Here is an 18828-nt window from a genome sequence, read left to right as displayed (position 1 = left end):
GTAATTAAAGGACTGTATTTATGCCAATATATGAGCCTCCATATATAACTGATAATGATATTTGTAGCGGTCAAATAAATTTGGCTGCTACAGACATCAATACCGGTTTTCCAAATGATAAAATCGGCCGATATTGGTCAGCGGCGGGTTTCGCGAGCCATACACTTCATCACCATCTTCTTCATTACAGCAGGTACCGTCGAAGAACAGGCTGATATGCAGGCTGGCCGGGCAGCCCGGCTCCGTTTTTTTGTCCGAGGGATGATCGGACTCTTTAACATACCCCTCCAGGTACTGCCTGGCGTAGTTGCCTTCGGTCTGCGTTCTGCTCGCCGGCAGGCGCCCGCGCTCGTTGTATTCGGTTTTCTGCTGCGTGGAGTTATCCGCGGGCTTTTTGTCATCCGGCCCGGGAAACTTTGGCGGTAAGCTGGCCGCTTCTGCGGTGGACGTTTTGACCGCGACCGGGGTGGCACCGGTCTGGAAGGCCGCAATAAGCGCCTTCAGGGCATTCAGGGCATTCAGGGCATTCAGGGCATTCAGGGCATTCAGGGCATTCAGCGTGGAGTCTGCGGTGTCGGACATACAACTTCCTCCTTAATATTTTTCATAATGATATTTTGTGCTCTTTGCTTCCAGTCCGGAGGGGAAGGTGGCACCGGATACCCCGGCTGTCCCGGCGGAATACAGGAACGGACTATCCGCACCTTATCGCAGGGGAAAATATGCACGTCAAAACCGCAGGCCTGCCCCTTCTCCCAACGTTCAATGGGGACGGTGATAGGGCCATGGCGCTGATAATATTGCGAATAGTTGTCAGGCATATCGCTCAGTTTCATCCAGGAGTTAGGGTCGGAGGTCCAGGTGATTTTTGCCGTCAGGCCCGGTCGCCAGACATCTGGCACCATCACGCAGCAGAAGCCGCCGCCGCCGCCGTAGGAATTCGCCCTTGGCCCGCCGTAGCCATTCACCTGTACCGAGACAATGGCGTCCGGGCCATGGTTATAGAGATTTATATCAGCGCCGCTCATGCCGTCGCGACTGTGGTCGCGACAGGCCGTCAGCAAGCAGAGCAAAACGGCGGCCAGCACCGCCAGCCCGCCGGGCAAAATACGGATATGCTTTATCATTGATGTGTCCTTACAGAAATAAATTAAATGCGTCGTTATTAAGAGATGACGTAATGACAGAATTATATTTTTGCTGATATATATACCTCCCGAATATTTGTGATAATGATATTTGTAGCGGTCAAATAAAATTGGTCGCTACAGACATTAATACCGGTTTTCCAGAGGTTAGAGCCGGGCAATATTAGTCAGCGGCGAATTGTGTATGCTAAGAGGCATAGTTGCCTTCGGTCTGCGTTCTGCTCGCCGGCAGGCGCCCGCGCTCGTTGTATTCGGTTTTCTGCTGCGTGGAGTTATCCGCGGGCTTTTTGTCATCCGGCCCGGGAAACTTTGGCGGTAAGCTGGCCGCTTCTGCGGTGGAGGCTTTAACCGTAACCGGAGTGGTGCCGGTCTGAAAGGCGGCAATAAGCGCCTTCAGGGCATTCAGCGTGGAGTCTGCGGCGTCGGACATACGATATTCTCCTTAATGTGGTTATAAAGTATATTTTGTGCTTTTTTATTTCCGTCAGGCTCAGGGGGTATCGGATATTCAGAGGCTGCACGACCGTAGCAGGAACGGACTATCCGCACCTTATCGCAGGGAAAAATATGTACATCAAAGCCACATCCCTGGCCTTTTTCCCAGCGCTCAATCGGCACGGTAATTGGCCCATGGCGCTGATAGTATTGCGAATAATTGTCAGGCATATTGCTGGATTTCATCCAGGAGTTAGGATCGGAGGTCCAGGTGATTTTTGCCGTTAATCCCGGGCGCCAGACATCTGGCACCATCACGCAGCAGAAGCCGCCGCCGCCGCCGTAGGGATTAGCTCCAGGCCCCCCGTAGCCGTTCACCTGCATCGAAACAATGGCGTCCGGACCATGATTCAAGACAGCTATGTCGGCGCCGCTCATGCCGTCGCGACTGTGATCGCGACAGGCCGTCAGCAGGCAGAGAAAAACGGCGACCAGCGCCGCCAGCCCGCCGGGCAAAATACGGATATGCTTTATCATTGATGTGTCCTTACAGAACTGATAATCGCCTATTGATGATCAAAAGGGAGGATGTTTCATTCCTCAAAGTGGCTTTCGAACCAGGAAGCTAAATCGCCGATAAAATTCTGCTGATGCGCCTGCCAGCCGAGCTGCCAAAGGGTGTTAAATTTCTCCTCCTGGGTGGTAAAAAAGGTGCTGAATTTTTCAGAAACCGTAAATTGCTGGGCATCGATAGCGACATCCAGTTTCATCATTTGCTCATCGCTGAAATTAATCTTAATCGCCTCCGGGATCGCTGCCTGAACAGGCGAACACTCGCCTTCCAGCCAGCAGATCTTGTCGTCTCTATCGCGATAGCTCCAGAGATAAACCGGTTCTAAAAACCATGCTTTTTGCTCTTCAGTGAGCACATGCTGCATCAGCAACGGGAACATGCGGGTATCGTAATAACGCACCAGGCCAGAACGGTCTTCCCATGCGCCGTCGGCCAGGTTGCGCAGGTGGGCGGCGAGCGTTGAAAAACTCAGTGGTGAGAGGAAGATCAGCAGACCCGGCTTGCAGGAAAATGCGGCGATCAGATCGGCGATCCACTGACGATGCTGCCAGCAAGCAGGCTCCAGCCGCATCAATAAAGGCGCCATCTCCAGCAACGGTTCTTCCGGTTGCCCCTGATAGAGTGAGAACCACTGCACCGGAGGAGAAAGTCTATTTAAGCCATCCAATAACGGGTTGTCTAAAACGCCTTGATCGGCAATGAGATAGACGTCGCGCAGCGCGAGTTTGCGCGCAAATTGTTCCAGCTTGCTCATCCATTCCTGATTCATTAACGACATGTTCACTCCTTCTTGTCTTGAGGTTGCGGTGCCGGGACTGCTGCGGTGACGATGCCCAGTGAGAGAGGGTGACGCGGATCGCGGGCGATCCAGCCGCAAGACTGATGAAAGTGGCGGGCAAATATCGCCGCCAGTGCGATGGTGATGAGCTGCTCCATCTGCCCCGTCTCTCCCCAGTTTTCATCCTGCAGCAGTTGGTTGCTGTTCCAGCCGCTTTGCGCCAGTTCCGGGATTTGCGGCTGTGTGAATGCGATACAGGGGTCGGGCGAGCGTTCGGCCCCGCTTTGCTGCATCGCCCGCTGACAGACCTGCTGGATATTTTCCAGCGCGGCGCCTTCATAAACCTCGCCGCGGGTCAGCCGCGCCTCCCCTTCCCGGGCCAGTAACCAGAGCACGGCGGATTCCCCCGCCGGTCTCGCCGAATCCGCCGTCGCCGCCACCGACTGGCACCCCGCCACCAGAATGAAACATTCGTCGCCGCCCGCATTAATGCGCGCGGTAATCTCCGATAAGCTGGCCTCGCCCTGCCAGGGGTCCGCCATATGCGGCAACTGAGCGGTGGGACAGCGCTTGCGCAGCTCGGCGCAAAATTCTCGCCACGCCGGTTCGCTGCCCTGCCAGTAACAGCCGCTCAGGCCGGGAAGTTGATGTTCGCCACGTTGCGCCAGCCATTGTTGCGCCAGCATTCGGGCTAGCTGCTGTTCACGCAGGTCGATATCGACGATGTCCGAGTGGATCAGTCGCAGCGCCCGCGCACCGGACTCCAGTTTCTCTTTTGGCGGCTGATGTTCTCGCTTCAGCAGCGTCTGCCAGCGCTCGGGTTCACATCCCACCGGCCCCAGCAGCACCGTTTCCACCAGCCCAACGCTATATTGATGCCGGGCCCACCACGTTTGATGATCGAAATCGATCAACCGCTGGTAGTACTGGGTGTAGTGAACCGACAGGCGGTAATAAAGCAGACGCAGCATCCAGATGATGAGGACCAAAAGCATGGCGCTAACAATTGCGACGGTTATTAACGCCCCGCCACGCGCTTCGGCAGGCATTAACGCCGCGCCTCCTCCGCTGATAAGCGTCATCCCCGCGCCGACGGACAACCACCGTCCGTTGTGGGACGGCGTGGCAGTTTTGTAAGGCAGATAGTCGGTTAGCTGTCTCATAGCGCGACTTCGCAATCAGGGCGTGAACTCACCAGCGTACAGCCGCAGGCGCAATGATGCCCGTCAAGAGCCACCGGAGAACCATCCACTTCATACAGCGAGCTTCCTTCGGCTATGACCGTCAGGCCATGTTCATTGCAGCTCACCTGGTCGCCTTTGCAGGCGATGCCTTTACCAAAACAGAGATAATGGCCGCCGATCACCGTACCGCCATGCTCACGCAAGGTATCACCCTGCCGAATAATGGGTTTCAAGGTCTGTTCCTCCGGGTAAGTTATATCAATGAGCGATTGTCAGGCGGCACGTGGCACAAAAGCCTGAGCCAGTTCTTGCGCACGAATCAGGCAGTCTTTACATATCGATGTGGGAAGATCGGGAAGCGGAAACGTCTCGCCGGCCGGCCCCTGCATCTTATGCGTGCCTTTAAAACTGAGCAGACTCGGGCTGTGAAGATGAATTTCTCCCTGCGGCGTCAGGCGAATGTAGCCGCCGCCGCAGCCCAGGGTGATGCCATTTTTGGCGGTAAGCTGCAGATGTCCCTGCGTTGACTGAACGGTAATATCCTTCAGTGAAGTGAGCGCCAGTGTGTCGCCGTGCGACTCTATCTCCAGCGGTCCTTTCACCGATACCATGCGCATCCCTTCCCGGTGGGACAGCAGCGAGATTGCGTTTTTGCTATTCACCGACAGCCGGTTGCCGCTGGCCAGCGCAATATCGCTGGCGCTTTGCAGGTACAACCCTTTACCACTCTGTAGCAGCGTCGTTTCCGCCGTCACGATGCCGATGCCTTTCGGCGCGCTCATCAGCAGGACGGGGCTCGCCAGGTTGACGGCTTTGCCGACGAACTGCTTTAACGTGCTGACATCCGGCGGGGTGTTGTAGTGGGTGCGGGCTATCTCCTGCCAGTCATTGAGCTGAACAACGGCACTGCCGAGCAATTGACTCGCGGGATCCATTTCCACGGTCGCGCCCATCGCTTTCAGCTGTTCATCGGCGGTAATAAATATTCCCTTCCCGCCGCGGATCGCGCCGTAGCTATCGGTGCGTAACTCAAATCCCTCACCGCGCGGCGTGTTCTGATGATCCACCAGATGGCCGAGGTTGAGCTGGCTCTTGCCGCCATATTCGGTGCTGACCTTAACGTGCTCTTTACCCCGTGTATCATCGAGGCGAATCTTGTTGTTCGCCGGCGTGCGCAGCACGTTACGCTTGTAGTTGTAGAGCGTCACGTGGTCCTGGTGCGTGGAGTCGTGCAGCGCGCCGGCAATATAGGGCCTATCGGGATCCCCCTGCTCAAAAGCGATCGCCACTTCGGTGCCCGCTAACAACGGCAGATGCAGGCCAAAGGTTTCACCGGCGTAAGGGCGCGCCTGGCGCACCCACAGGCTTTCCTCCCCCGGCTGCCAGCGATCGCGATCGAACAATAAGTTCACCCGATAACGTCCGTCGCGATCGATATGGCCATAGAGATCGTTGATTTTGGTGCTGGTGACGCGCGCCGGCAGCGTCCCGGCCATTCTGGGTTTGCTGATGACCGCCGGGCGAAAGCAGTAAGTCTCTACGCAGGGAATAGCCTGAAACGTCATGACGAAGCTGCGGTCGCGACGGGCGCGACAGTGAATCGCAGCGATCGCCACCCCCTGGCGCCAGACGTCCGTCACCTCTTCGCCGCCGCTCACTTTTAGCTGCTGGCCGGGAGCCAGCGCCGCGCAGTTGGTTTCCCCACTCAGCCGCGTCTGCTGGTTGAGATAACGCTCATGACGAATACGGGCATAAAAGGCCCCGCTCTCCGGGTCCGGAGTATGCTGGAAGCGATTACCCGGCGTCAGATAGTTGTCCGCCCAGTGATAGGCTTCACCATAGGTGGTGCTATCGCCACGGCTGACATTGACGTTGAGATTCATATCCTCTGGCGCGTTACGGTAGTTATAGTCACGAGTAAAGACCGAACGCTCAACCACGTGGTGTCGGCTCTGTAAGTCCCACACCGATTCGTTCCCGCCGTCATGCTGCCCGGAGGGAGCGACCGAAGGCAACGACAGTCCCGTCTCGTAGTGTTGCTGGTCATCGTAGAACTCCGCCACATCAATATTCAGCCGGGTATCGGCGGTAAAGCGAAACCAGATCCCCACTTCACCCAACAGGCGGGAGATAAAGGTCAGATCGTCCTCACCGTACTGCATCACCTGTTCACGGCGCGGATATTCATGCGCCAGTTGAAAGACAAAATCTTCCCCGCGCATCTGGTGACGGGTTCTGAGAATGTGCTCCACAATCTGCGGCGCCGACATATCCTGATAAATACGGTTCTGATGGCTCTTCGACAGTAGCGCCAGACGCGGCTGTAACGTCAAGGCGTAGCGCGTTTCCTCTTTTGCGGTGGAAAGCCGTTCAAAAGAGGTGATCACTCCCTGAAGAACGCGCACCGGTTGCTGGATCTTAATGCCAAATCCCTGGTCAACCGGCGCCTGCAAGGTCAGCGAGGCGTTTTGCAGCAACATCTGCTGCGGGGTGATAGCTTTATCGCTGCTGGTAAATTCAATGGTATAGCGGAAAGGCTCGCTTAAGTTTTCCTCGCCTTCAAAGCACAGAACGTCCAGCAACGAGTTACAACCATGCACCTGTAACAGATGATGGCTGTGGTTGAACAACAGAGGCTTTATGTCACTCATGATTTATTTTCCTGTATCAAACGCCATTCTCTTTATCTCCCTTCCGTCGCCTTCGACCACGCTACCGCCCGTCGCTGTTTCCTGTTGATAAGGAGCCCAAAAGCGCACAAGGTTGGGCAGATTGTGTTGACCCCGGTACCCGGCAACAAAAACGACGGACAGGAAAACCTGTCCGTACGAAGAGTCATGAGATGGTCGGTTTAGAAAGCGCCATCCGCCGAAGTTGAAGCGGAGTTCGTCGAAACCTGACAGGCGTCGGGCTGCGGCACCAGGCTAATTTCGACCCGGCGGTTCAGCGCCCGGCCTTGCTGCGCATCGTTGCTGGCGACCGGACGGCTTTCGCCATAACCCTGCACCGCAAAACAGCTTTCCGGCACGTCGCCGGTATCGCGCATCCAGTTACGCACCGATTCGGCACGCTTCAGGGAGAGTGTCTGGTTGGATTTATCATCGCCTACGCTGTCGGTATGTCCGGCGATGACGATTAGCCAACCGGGCCTGGCTTTGATCCCCACCAGCGAGTTCACCAGCAGCTTGGTGGACCCCGGTTTAAGCGTCCACTTGCCGGTGTCGAATAGCGACATGCTGTCAAGACGGACAATTTTCGGTACGATTTTTTCTACCGCTTTCGGCGGTGGAGGCGGAGGGACGTAGGAACGAATCGCTGCCAGTACCGGCTGACGCAGACGCTCGCCGCGATAGAGCCCAAGGCCCAGCGCCAGCGGCGCGCCATCACGCGCGAAGGCATCCAGTTGCGCCGCATCCTGACGCAAAATCTGTACGGCGCGGGCTTTTGCGGCATGGTCGTCCATCACCGTCCGTTCATAGCGCTGAACATCAAAGCCAACCCGCTGGAGGAGTTGCTGGTTGTTCCATGCGCTGCAGCACAGCGCAATCAGGGCCGCGAGGGTGAACAGACAGAATGCCCGCCGCAGAGCACGGCTTTTCGGCGTGGTGCCGCCGCCCTGCGGCAGTATCGGCAAAATGAAATCCGGCAGTTTCCGCGTTTCTGCAGCAATTTCCGGTAACCAGCCCGGTAGTGAGTTGAGGGAAGTATGCTCAGACAGCCAACGCTGCCATAGATTATCCGCCATGGCAGGCGCCCCGGCTGGCGTGAAATGATACAGTACGACCGCCGGAGCGATCGGGGGAACATCGTCGCTTGCCGCCGCCAGTACGTTTAACGCCATCTGCTGCGTAAAGCGGGCAAGCGCATTTATCCTAAGCTGTGCCGCCAGGCGATGAGCGCCATCAGCCTGCATCAACCAGCTTGCGCTGCTGCACGGCACGCCGTCAGGCAGCCACACCTGCAACGTCTCTCCGGCACGCGCTGTCTGCCATAACGGTTCCAGCGATGCGCCGGACAGAGAGCTGTTCAGCAGTAACGGTATCGCCCGACGGGTATCGCCCCGCACCTGGGCAAGCTGCCAGCGCAACTCGCGTAGCCGCGCCGCCAGCGCCGCGTCATCATCATGTTGTTGCGGCTGCATGCAGAACATCACCGCCAGTTGCGCAATGAGCGCCGGGCGCTCATTGCGCACATAACGCGCCGTCTGTTGCAACGCGGCGGTGGCGACTCTCAGCCAGCACCCCTGAGCCGTACGGTAAACCGCTCCTTCTCCCGGCCAGTCCGCCGTGTCGCCGCAGACCAGCACAATCGGCAGTCGATACGGCGCCGACGGTAGCTCAACCAGCCAGTCGGCATCCGCAGGTCGCTCACGTTGTTGGCGCCCGACGTAGACCAGCCCGGCCGCTACGCCCGCCGCCGTCAACCCAACAGCCAGCACCCGGCCGCCGGTGGATAACGGCAGAAACAGCAGGATCATCAACACCGCCAGCAGCCCGCCCCACAGCCAGAGCAGGCGCGGATAGCCCGCGCTCATTGTCCGCCTCCCAGTCGCAACGCCGCGACCAGGCCGTCCAGCCAGTAGTTCAACCCCAACCACAACGCGGCCACCAGCACCAGCGACACGCCAATACTAATCGGCCAACGGCGCAGCCAGTCTGCCAGACCGCGGCGGCCGGATAGATTCGCCAGAATCGGCTGCTGAGGATCGCCCGCAAACGGCGGTACCCGCTCGCCAAGCGCGCTGACGAGCGCTGCGCGCGCCGGATCATTGAGGCCATACCGCCCCTTAAACCCCAGCGCCAGCACCCGATGGAAACAAGTCAGAACGAGGTTATCCGGCGCCGGCTCGCGCAGCACCTGGCGGATGCGCTCATAGAGCGCATCTCCGGCTTCCATGCCGCCAAAATATTTAACCTCAAGCGGCCGATCGTACCAGGCGATACAGGCGTCATCTTCCTCATTGCGCCCTTTCGCGGTTTCATCCAGCAGCGCACACCACGCATAGAGGATATGCTGACGGTTCGCCTCGCTGATATCAGCGGTCACCAGCTGCGCCATCACCTGTTCAATGTTGTCTACACAACGCTGCCAGAGATGTTTCCCCTCCCCCTCGGCCAGTTTGGCGCCAAGGCGCAGTTCCGTCACCGTTAGCCAGCTATCCGCCAGCAGAGCATCAATATTGATATCCTGGGTCATGAGCGCAGCACCGCATAGAGTTCGAGTTCAGGGTCGCCCAGCAGGCCGGGCACGTAAAAGACGCAACTCCCTTCCGCCAGCATCGCCTGCGCCGCCGGATGAGTCATATCAAGGGTGAAATACTGATTCTCCAGGCGCAGCGGGATAGCGGCGGGAACATGACTCATGGCTTTCAGCGGAATGCCGGGCTGCGAACCGTTGACCACCCGGTCAACCTCATCGGGGCTACCGGCTTTACACTGTTGCGGAAACTGCTCCAGCAGTTGCGCCGCAGGTAGCGCGGAACGCACCGAGAGATAAAAATCGGCCTCTTCGCGCAACCTTGGATCGTGCAGACGGGCATGCCAGCGTTTACGCCGGTCATCGTGCGTCATTTCAATCGCCACAACCCGGGATGGCAGGCTGGCTTCGAGCAGTACGCCGAGTAATTTGAACAGCGGTGGAAAGACTTCTGTCAACGCCTGATGGCGATAGGGCGGAATATCCGCCGTGGTATGGTCAAGGGAGAAGGTCAACAGGCTGCCCGCCAGGCTGGCCAGCGCTTCATACAGCCGTTCCGGATGTACCTGCGGATGGCGCAGGAAATGGTTCAACACCGGCTCCGCGCTGTTAAGCGCGTTCAGCAGCCAAAACAGCGATACATCCGCTACCGCAAAATCCGCCATCCTGGCGTTGCTTTCCCGACGCATGGCCATCAGGCGTTGCAGGCGCGTGCCCAGTTGATTCGTCAGCTGTTCCGTTTGTTCGTGCAGCCAGCGGCTGGCCAACACTTTCAGCAGCGGCGGGATAAAGTCCTCATCCAACGACCAGCAATCCTGACTGTCGCGACGTAATCTGGCGACGGCGACGGTTTGATAATCGCCGTTATTGTCATCCGCTGTGCGCAGCGTCAGTTGCGCAAGCATCACCGCAATTTGTCGACTGTCTTCGCCATATCTGTTGCGTACTTCTCGCCAGGCCAAACGCCAACGTACCGGCCGCTCTGCGCGTTGTTCCATCTGCAGGCAGTTGCCGCCGTTTTCATGCTCATGAGGCAGCGCCAGCACCACCGTTAATTCGCGGCTTTCCGCTTGCGGCAACACCATGACCTCAGGCAGCGCATCAGCGTTATCGCTGTCGATAAGCGTTCCATCAGGAAAGCGTATATAGAGGTGGCTGGCCTTCAGCTTCCCCTGTTTTAGCAATGCGGCGTCAAATTCGACGCGGATGATCCCCCAGGGATTCATCACCCCCAGACGGGCGATACATTCGCTTTGCCAGGCCGCCTGATTCACCTGCTGTTGAAAATGTTGTGGGGAGATCATCTGACCCCTGCCCCACAGTGGTCGTAATGTCTTCATCGCACCTCCTGTGCGTTACTCTTGTTTCTTCAATAAAGTGTTCATCAACCCGATATTTAATTTCACCAAGCTAACTGATTGGCGAACGGTATTTCGAAAGAGAAAAGTTGAATTATTATTATTGATATTTATTTTTTCTTGAATGATTAGTGGATGGGTTTTAATATTACTGAAACGACTCACGCTCAGGGATTTAAGCAACAGCTCGACAACCCTCTGTTCAATTTCGTTATACAGTGCCAATTGTGAATGAATACGGGCACTGAGTCGCTCACCCGGAAAGGCGTCGTTCATTACATTCCTTATATATCCGAACCGTTTCAGAATGAATCGCTGATTTTAGTTAACCACCCAGATTAATGAACTATATTTAGATTGATATCAAGAATATTCACCGCGAGAATAAAAAACAAAGCAACTGACAATTGCAATATGACAATATATTGCGTTGCAATAGGTGCTTTTCGCAGTAAATTAAACCAGAAACTTACTAACGGACGGGGCATGCGCCAATGATGCCTATTGCATTGATATAAATCATCACTTATCGCCAGGCCGCAGCAATATTGGCCTGAAAGGCTTTTTGCCACAATTATATTTTTGGCGAATTATTTACAAACACTCTACCTCGTCTGAAAGCGCACTAGCAGGAGAAATCTCCCTTCTACAGTGGAGAATGATTTTATTACCGGCAAGTAATATTCATATAAATAATAGAACCCATTATTTGCGCGCAATAATGGGTCAATCTCTTTTTTTCCCTTGACTCGGCTTATCCTGTTGCCCGCATCAGCAACCCGACAATAAACGCGCCGCCAAGCCCGGCAGTGATAATACCAATCGGTAATTCTTGATTCGCTATCAGGCTTCGGCTGAGTATATCGCCGCCAGTGAGCAATATCGCGCCAAGCAAACCGCACATCGGCACGGCCATTCGATGCCTGACGCCAACGGCCCGACGCGCCAGATAAGGCACCATCAGGCCGACGAAACCAATAACCCCGGTTATAGAAACCAGCAAAGCGGTAGCCAACGCGCAGCAGAGGAAGGTTTCGCTTCTCAACCGCTCAACCTCGACGCCAAGCGAGCAGGCCGTCTGCTCCCCCGCCAACAGCGCATCCAGCGCCCGCCAGCGGCGCAGGGTAAATCCGCTCAACAACACCAGGCTCAATAAGGGAATGAACAGGTTGTCCCATCGCGCCAGTCCCAGACCGCCCAATGACCAGAATAGCAACGAACCAGCCGCCCGTTGGTCGCCGGAAAAGACCAGATAGCTGGTCAGCGCGCTGAAAAGAAACGACACCGCCAGGCCACAGATGATTAACTGTTCCGCTCGCCTTAGCTGGTTGACGCGAAACAATATCATCACCGCCAGCGCGGATAATATCCCGCCGACGAAAGCCGAGCCCGGCAGCGTGAGTGGCCCCAGTACATCGCCGAAGCGGGTGATCACCAGCACCGCGCCGGCGGAAGCGCCTGAAGACAGGCCAAACAAAAACGGATCGGCCAGTTCGTTGCGTGTGGTGGTCTGTAAGAGCAAGCCGACGATCGCCAGCCCCGCGCCGGTTAGCGCCGCCAGCAGGACTCGCGGTAGGCGTAAGTCAATGACGATAGTTTTCACTATTTCGGCAACGGGAGCGGATGCCAGGCCCAACGCGGATAGCACCTGTCGCCACGAGAGTTCCACACTTCCCCACTGCAGACTCGCTATCATCATGCCGCATAAAACGACGGATGCCAGCGCCGTCCATAGAACAAAACGTTGCATTGACGGCCTCATTTCACGTCCGTGGCATATAAGAGGTGCGCCAGCTTCTCAACCGCCGCAATATTCGCCGGACCCGGAGTCAATTCAGCATACTGTAGCTTAAGATAACGCTGCTGCCGGACGGCGGGCGTCTGTTTCATCAGGGGATGAGATTCGAGTACACGCTGCAGCGCCGCGGTTCCCGTGCCGGTTTGGTAATCGAGCAGAATAATCACCTGTGGTTCGCTGGCCGCCACCGCCTCCCAGCTCGTCGTGGTCCAGTTCGCGTCCAGAGTATCCATCACGTTGCGTCCCCCGGCCGCCTCGATAATGGCCGTCGGCATCCCGTACTTGCCGCTGGTAAAGGGTTTATCCTCGCCGGAGTCATAGACAAAGACCCGCTGCGGCGGTGTATTCGCTGCCCTGACAGGCAGGTTCGCCAGCCGACGTTTCCACCCTTCCACCAGCGCTTCTGCCTGTTGTTGCTTGCCAAAAATCTTGCCCAACTTGAGTTCATCGTTGTAAAGCAAACTCATATCGGCTTTCTTCCCGCGCCCGCCGGCCTGTACGCAACTTTCACTCAATACCAGCGTGTTAATTCCATATGGCGCCAGCGTCTGCGGCGTCACATCGCCGCCAATTTTCATGCCGTAGTTCCAGCCGGCGAAGAAAAAGTCCGGCCGGACCGCCAGCAGCGTTTCCAGCGACGGGTATTTAGGCGCCAGCTCGGGGATGGCCCCCATCGCTGCTTTGAACTGTGGTGTTAGTTTATACCAGCCGGTGATGCCGGTTAGCCCCACAATCCGATCCTGGAGATCGAGCGCAAAGGCCATTTCCGCCATATTAAGATCGTTAATTACCGCACGCTGTGGGGGTTGATTAAAGGTGATGGGTTTACCGCAGCTGTCCACGGTAACGGGAAATGGATTCGCTAACGCGAACGGGCTACTTAACAGCAGCCATAAAATAGTTAAAAGTCTGTTCATATTTACTCGAGGTCATTAAGCGTGATGAGGAACTTCAAAAATGCGCAGCGCTTTACCGCTCACGGGATGCGCCACGCGAAAACTGGTCATGCCAAAAACCGGATAGCTTACGCTGGGGTGCAGCGCAGCCTCGGGTACGTCGCAAATCACCTGCTTGCCGTGGTGGATAACCAGCATTCGGTCGGCAAAGGCTTCAGCCGCGGCAAGATCGTGTAACACCGCAATCACCGCCACCTCTGTGCGCTTTACCAGGGTAAGCAACTCGCTTCTCGCCAGCGGATCGAGGTGATTGGTCGGCTCATCCAGCAATAGCAATTCGGGGGATTGCGCCAGCGCGCGGGCAAGCGCGGCGCGCTGACGCTGACCACCGGAGAGGTTGCCCAGCGGGCGATGGCGTAAAGGCTGCAGACCCGTATCACTAATAACGCTATCCACGATGCGCTGTCCCTGCGCCGAGGACGGTGATTCGCGATACGGTAAACGGCCCAATTGAACATACTCTTCCACCGTCAGGCGTAAATCGGGGATATCGTTTTGCGACAGGAAGGCAATATTCCGCGCGCGCGCTTGTGGCGACAGATGCCGTAGTGGACACCCCTGCCAGTACAGCGTTCCTTTATCCGGATTGACTTCACCAATAATGGCTCTTAATAGGCTCGACTTACCGCTGCCGTTAGGTCCAATAACCGCCAACTTTTCCCCGGCTCGGAGTGAGAAATGAATACCGTCAAGTATTACCGTCCCCTTTTTGACAGTCAGACTCAGCCCCTTGATGCTAAGTATTTCAGTATCACTCTTAAGCATACTTATCGATTTTATTATGTTATAACATAACAACTATGTACCACAGCCAGCTCGTCTCTGCAAAGGGGGTTGCATAATTTGTTATCGCAATACTTTAAAAAAGGTCTTCAGTTCCGGAGCGTACACTCCCAGGTCGCCTTCCGGACAGAGATTCGCTATCATCCCCCCTCACCCTTATGCAGCGCCTGCCCATGTCCACCGTCATTGATACCTTTATCGCCCCACCTTGTTCCGCGCAGATTAAGATCCTCTACGAGGACGCGCATTTGTTGTTGATCGACAAACCCAGCGGTCTGCTCAGCCTGTCGGGCAAGAACCCGCAGAACCTGGATTCAGTTCATCATCGCCTGGTGCAGGATTTTCCTGGGTGCACGCTGGTACATCGGCTCGATTTCGGGACGTCCGGGCTGATGGTGGTCGCGCGTAACAAAACGATCAACGCCGCGCTGTGTCAGCAGTTCAGCCAGCGGGCGGTAAGCAAGGTCTATCACGCCCTGTTGTGCGGGCATCCTGCGGAAGATGAAGGGGTGATAGACGCGCCGATTGCTAAAGATCCGGAGCTGTTTCCGCGCATGGCGATTAGCGTGCGTAATGGTAAACCGGCGCGCTCGCGCTATCAGGTGCTATCACGGGAATGGTTGCCGATAGCCAGTGGTTCGCTGGCGGTAGCGCGCGTACGGCTGCTGCCGGAAACCGGACGCACCCATCAGCTACGCATCCACTGCCAGCATCTCGGCTATCCGATTCTCGGCTGCGATCTCTACGGAGGGCTGGCGGAGCATCAGGCCTCACGCCTGATGCTCCACGCCAGTGAACTGCATTTTCATCATCCGGTCAGCGGTAAAGCGATAGCGGCGCGCCAGCCCAGTCCTTTCTGATTCGTCAGGCGCAAATCACTTTTATCGCCAGCCCGCCGCGCGAGGTTTCGCGATATTTATCGTTCATATCTTTGCCGGTTTCATACATCGTCTCAATAACCTTGTCGAGACAGACCCGCGGCTCGCTGGTACGACGGAGCGCCATCCGCGCGGCGTTTACCGCCTTCACCGCATTGATGGCATTGCGTTCGATGCAGGGAATTTGCACCTGTCCGGCCACCGGATCGCAGGTCAGACCGAGGTTATGTTCCATCGCAATTTCCGCGGCATTGCATACCTGCGCCGGGCTGCCGCCAAGCAGTTCTGTCAGCCCTGCCGCCGCCATAGAGCAGGCCACGCCAATTTCGCCCTGACAGCCAACTTCTGCGCCAGATATAGAGGCATTCATCTTATACAGTGAACCGATAGCCGCCGCAGCCAGCAGATAGCGGGCTATCGAGTTGGCATTGACCGGGCGGCGAAACTTGTCGTAATAGGCCAGAACCGCCGGAATAATCCCGCATGCGCCATTGGTCGGCGCAGTGACGACCCGGCCACCGGCGGCGTTCTCTTCGCTCACCGCCAGCGCGAACATATTGATCCAGTCGATAACGTTCATCGGGTCGCGGGAAAGGCTGTCGCTGGCCACCAGCTGTCGGCGCAGCGCAGCCGCTCTGCGCGGTACGTTGAGCGGCCCCGGCAGCACGCCCTCGGTATTCATTCCCCGCTCAATACCGTTATGCATCACCGCGTAAATGGCGGCGAAACCGGCCTCGATTTGTCCCTTATCGCGCAGCGCCAGCTCGTTTTGCATCATCAGGCCAGAGATGGAAAGGCCATTGTGCTCGCACAGCTGAAGCAGTTGATGGGCGGAGCGGAAATCAAAGGGGACCGGCGTTGCAACATCGTGAGTCTGGCCAAAACATGCCTCCTCAACGATAAACCCGCCGCCAATTGAGTAATAGGTTTTACTGAGTAGCGGCTGCTGATGATCCCAGGCGCTGATGCGCATACCGTTCTCATGGCGTGCCAGCGCGCTATCATGAAATACGATGCTCTCCGGCAGCGGGAAATCGACCTGTCGGCTCCCCTTCGCCACCGGCAGACGGCCGCTCTCTGTCACCCGCTGAATAAATCCCGGGATGGCGTCAATATCGACATCCTGCGGACTATTTCCCGCCAGCCCCATGATGATGGCGACATCGGTCGCGTGTCCTTTGCCGGTCAGCGATAGCGAACCGTACAGATCGACGACAATGCGCGTAGTCTGCGTCAGGTTGCCGCGGGTCGCCAGCTCGGTGATAAAACTTTTTCCTGCATTCATCGGCCCCACCGTATGGGAGCTCGAAGGGCCAATACCAATTTTGAAAATATCGAAAGCGCTAATCATATTCACACCTCGGTTTACCGTGTAGTGAAGACCAGGTTTCATAGCCACGAAAAAAATGGGGCGACCATGATCGTCGCCCCGTTGCGTTACAGCGCCTGGGTGAAGGTTCGCGAAATGACATCCTGCTGCTGTTCATGGGTCAGCGCATTAAAGCGCACCGCATAGCCAGAGACGCGGATGGTCAGGTTCGGATAATTTTCCGGATGAGCTATGGCGTCCAGTAGCATCTCGCGGTTCATCACGTTGACGTTCAGATGCTGGCCGCCCTCGATTCGTTCTTCGTGGTGGAAGTAGCCATCAAGCAGACCGACGAGGTTGGTTTGCCGGACGCTCGCCTCTTTGCCTAACGCCGCCGGGACAATCGAGAAGGTATAAGAGATCCCGTCCTTCGCGTAGGCGAACGGCAACTTAGCCACGGAAGTCAACGAAGCGACCGCCCCTTTACGATCGCGGCCATGCATTGGATTTGCCCCCGGCGCAAACGGCGTACCGGCGCGGCGGCCATCCGGGGTATTACCGGTTTTCTGGCCGTACACCACGTTTGAGGTAATCGTCAGGATCGACTGCGTCGGCACCGCGTTACGGTAGGTCGGCAACACTTTAATTTTCTTCATAAAGCGTTCAACGAGATCGCAGGCGATACTATCGACGCGCCGATCGTTATTGCCGTACTGCGGATAATCGCCTTCAATCTCGAAATCGATCGCCAGGCCGCTGTCGTCACGGATGGGTTTCACCTTCGCGTGCTTAATAGCCGAAAGCGAATCCGCCGCCACCGACAGACCGGCAATCCCGCAGGCCATGGTGCGGTATACATCGCGGTCGTGCAGCGCCATCAGCGAAGCTTCATAACTGTATTTATCATGCATGTAATGAATGATGTTCAGCGCGCTGATGTACTGCACCGCCAGCCAATCCATAAAATGATCGAGGCTGGCCATCACTTTGTCGTAATCCAGCACGTCGTCCATCAGCGGCGCCATTTTCGGCCCGACCTGGATTTTGAGTTTCTCATCCACCCCGCCATTGATTGCGTACAGCAGCGTTTTGGCGAGGTTGGCGCGCGCGCCGAAGAACTGCATCTGTTTGCCGATGACCATCGGGCTGACGCAGCAGGCAATGGCGTAATCATCACTGTTGAAATCGGCGCGCATCAGGTCATCGTTTTCATACTGTAGCGAGGAAGTGACGATCGAGACCTGGGCGGCGTATTTCTTAAAGGCAATGGGCAGCGCTTCAGACCACAATACGGTAAGGTTAGGTTCCGGCGCCGGGCCCATGGTGTGCAGCGTATGCAGATAGCGGAAAGAGTTTTTAGTCACCAGCGTGCGGCCATCCAGCCCCATCCCACCAATCACTTCGGTTGCCCAGATGGGATCGCCGGAGAACAGCGTGTCGAATTCCGGCGTACGCAGGAAACGCACCATGCGGATCTTCATAATGAAGTGGTCGATCAGCTCCTGGGCCTGTTGTTCATTGAGGATCCCGGCGTGGAAGTCGCGCTCGATATAGATATCGAGGAAAGAGGCGGTGCGCCCCAGCGACATCGCGCCGCCGTTTTGCGATTTCACCGCCGCCAGATAGGCGAAGTACAACCACTGTACCGCTTCCTGGGCGTTGCGCGCCGGGCGGGAGATATCACAGCCATATTTCGCCGCCATCTCCTGCATTTGCAGCAGCGCGCGGCGGTGCTCCGCCAGCTCTTCACGCAGACGAATAGTGGCTTCCAGATCCTGCCCGCGCTCAAGCGTTGCCTGCAGATCGGCAAACTGCAGCTCACGTTCCCGCACCAGATAGCGGATGCCGTATAGCGCCACCCGGCGGTAATCGCCAATAATACGCCCGCGGCCATAGCCGTCCGGCAGACCAGTCAGCACGCCGGATTTACGGCAGCGCAGCATATCGGGCGAATAGGCGTCAAATACCCCCTGATTGTGGGTTTTACGCAGCTCGCTAAACAGATATTCAAACTGGCTATCCATTTCCCGGCCATAGGCATCAAACGAGCTTTTAATCATGTTAATGCCGCCAAACGGATGTAGCGCGCGCTTGAGCGGTTTTTCCGTTTGCAGACCGACAATTTTCTCCAGCGCCTGGTCGATATAGCCGGCATCGTGAGCGGTAATGGTGGTGGCGATATTGGTATCAAAATCAACCGGCGCGTGGGTGGCGTTCTCTACGCGAATGCCGGCCATCACTTTTTCCCACAGCGCGGTTGTCGCCGGCGTCGCCTGTGCGAGGAACGATTCATCCCCGGTATATGGCGTATAGTTGTGCTGAATAAAGTCACGGACATTAATTTCTTCTTTCCAGTCCGTACCGTTAAATCCGTGCCATGCTTCGGCGTACAGCATATCGCTGGTATCGATATTTACCTTCATGAAAAATA

Annotated in this window: 18 protein-coding genes; 1 reads left to right on the top strand and 17 read right to left on the bottom strand. The window is 56.5% G+C overall.

What is annotated here, in order from left to right; genetic code table 11:
- Window positions 1-96 precede the first annotated feature (96 nt).
- The 15 genes from ABLV07_RS05580 to ABLV07_RS05510 form a co-directional block, all read right to left on the bottom strand.
- Entirely contained in the window at window positions 97-582 is a 486-nt protein-coding gene (locus ABLV07_RS05580) for a hypothetical protein (protein WP_059304738.1), read from the bottom strand.
- Entirely contained in the window at window positions 555-1127 is a 573-nt protein-coding gene (locus tag ABLV07_RS05575) for a DUF3304 domain-containing protein (protein WP_042893471.1), read from the bottom strand. Before ABLV07_RS05575 ends, ABLV07_RS05580 begins: the two co-directional genes overlap by 28 nt.
- A 208-nt stretch (window positions 1128-1335) precedes the next feature.
- The gene (locus tag ABLV07_RS05570; RefSeq protein ID WP_042893470.1) at window positions 1336-1578 is read right to left on the bottom strand and encodes a hypothetical protein; all 243 of its coding nucleotides are present in this window, start codon (window positions 1576-1578) and stop codon (window positions 1336-1338) included.
- Entirely contained in the window at window positions 1551-2120 is a 570-nt protein-coding gene (locus tag ABLV07_RS05565; protein ID WP_042893469.1) for a DUF3304 domain-containing protein, read from the bottom strand. The genes ABLV07_RS05570 and ABLV07_RS05565 overlap by 28 nt, the downstream gene beginning before the upstream one ends.
- Window positions 2121-2176: 56 nt before the next feature.
- A complete protein-coding gene (locus ABLV07_RS05560; protein ID WP_042893467.1) occupies window positions 2177-2935 on the bottom strand; it encodes a DUF4123 domain-containing protein in 759 nt (252 codons plus the stop codon).
- A 2-nt stretch (window positions 2936-2937) separates the two neighbouring features.
- A complete protein-coding gene (locus ABLV07_RS05555; RefSeq protein WP_042893466.1) occupies window positions 2938-4098 on the bottom strand; it encodes a hypothetical protein in 1161 nt (386 codons plus the stop codon).
- Window positions 4095-4352, bottom strand: a complete 258-nt coding sequence (locus tag ABLV07_RS05550; protein WP_015366096.1) for a PAAR domain-containing protein — start codon at window positions 4350-4352, stop codon at window positions 4095-4097. Before ABLV07_RS05550 ends, ABLV07_RS05555 begins: the two co-directional genes overlap by 4 nt.
- 39 nt (window positions 4353-4391) lie before the next feature.
- Window positions 4392-6770 carry a type VI secretion system Vgr family protein gene (gene vgrG / locus ABLV07_RS05545; RefSeq protein ID WP_042893464.1) on the bottom strand — a complete coding sequence of 793 codons (2379 nt, stop codon included), beginning with the start codon at window positions 6768-6770 and terminating at the stop codon, window positions 4392-4394.
- Window positions 6771-6970: 200 nt separating this feature from the next.
- Window positions 6971-8653: an OmpA family protein gene (locus ABLV07_RS05540; protein WP_157195266.1), complete on the bottom strand. Its 1683-nt coding sequence runs from the start codon at window positions 8651-8653 to the stop codon at window positions 6971-6973.
- Entirely contained in the window at window positions 8650-9315 is a 666-nt protein-coding gene (tssL, locus tag ABLV07_RS05535; protein ID WP_047048643.1) for a type VI secretion system protein TssL, short form, read from the bottom strand. The genes ABLV07_RS05540 and tssL overlap by 4 nt, the downstream gene beginning before the upstream one ends.
- Window positions 9312-10655: a type VI secretion system baseplate subunit TssK gene (tssK, locus tag ABLV07_RS05530; protein ID WP_058675512.1), complete on the bottom strand. Its 1344-nt coding sequence runs from the start codon at window positions 10653-10655 to the stop codon at window positions 9312-9314. The genes tssL and tssK overlap by 4 nt, the downstream gene beginning before the upstream one ends.
- Window positions 10656-10670: 15 nt before the next feature.
- On the bottom strand, window positions 10671-10949 hold the full coding sequence (locus ABLV07_RS05525) for a hypothetical protein (protein ID WP_348853578.1): 279 nt from the start codon (window positions 10947-10949) through the stop codon (window positions 10671-10673).
- 478 nt (window positions 10950-11427) lie between these two features.
- Window positions 11428-12423 (bottom strand): iron ABC transporter permease, encoded by a 996-nt coding sequence (locus ABLV07_RS05520; protein ID WP_157195265.1) that lies wholly within the window; start codon window positions 12421-12423, stop codon window positions 11428-11430.
- A gap of 8 nt (window positions 12424-12431) precedes the next feature.
- A complete protein-coding gene (locus ABLV07_RS05515; protein WP_020078496.1) occupies window positions 12432-13388 on the bottom strand; it encodes an ABC transporter substrate-binding protein in 957 nt (318 codons plus the stop codon).
- 15 nt (window positions 13389-13403) lie between these two features.
- Window positions 13404-14192 carry an ABC transporter ATP-binding protein gene (locus ABLV07_RS05510; protein WP_045360633.1) on the bottom strand — a complete coding sequence of 263 codons (789 nt, stop codon included), beginning with the start codon at window positions 14190-14192 and terminating at the stop codon, window positions 13404-13406.
- Window positions 14193-14383: 191 nt separating this feature from the next.
- On the opposite strand from ABLV07_RS05510, the gene ABLV07_RS05505 reads away from it, so the two are divergent.
- The gene (locus tag ABLV07_RS05505; protein WP_032714788.1) at window positions 14384-15070 is read left to right on the top strand and encodes an RluA family pseudouridine synthase; all 687 of its coding nucleotides are present in this window, start codon (window positions 14384-14386) and stop codon (window positions 15068-15070) included.
- Between the two features lie 4 nt (window positions 15071-15074).
- Here ABLV07_RS05505 and tdcG read toward each other — a convergent pair whose 3' ends face one another.
- On the bottom strand, window positions 15075-16439 hold the full coding sequence (tdcG, locus tag ABLV07_RS05500) for an L-serine ammonia-lyase (RefSeq protein ID WP_045360631.1): 1365 nt from the start codon (window positions 16437-16439) through the stop codon (window positions 15075-15077).
- A gap of 86 nt (window positions 16440-16525) precedes the next feature.
- Entirely contained in the window at window positions 16526-18820 is a 2295-nt protein-coding gene (pflB, locus tag ABLV07_RS05495) for a formate C-acetyltransferase (protein WP_032714792.1), read from the bottom strand.
- Window positions 18821-18828: the final 8 nt, after the last annotated feature.

The sequence above is a fragment of the Klebsiella sp. CN_Kp097 genome, from assembly GCF_040064495.1.
GTDB classification, from domain to species: domain Bacteria; phylum Pseudomonadota; class Gammaproteobacteria; order Enterobacterales; family Enterobacteriaceae; genus Klebsiella; species Klebsiella aerogenes.
Note: the sequence above shows the minus strand (reverse complement) of the source record. Positions and strands in the feature narration are given on the sequence as shown.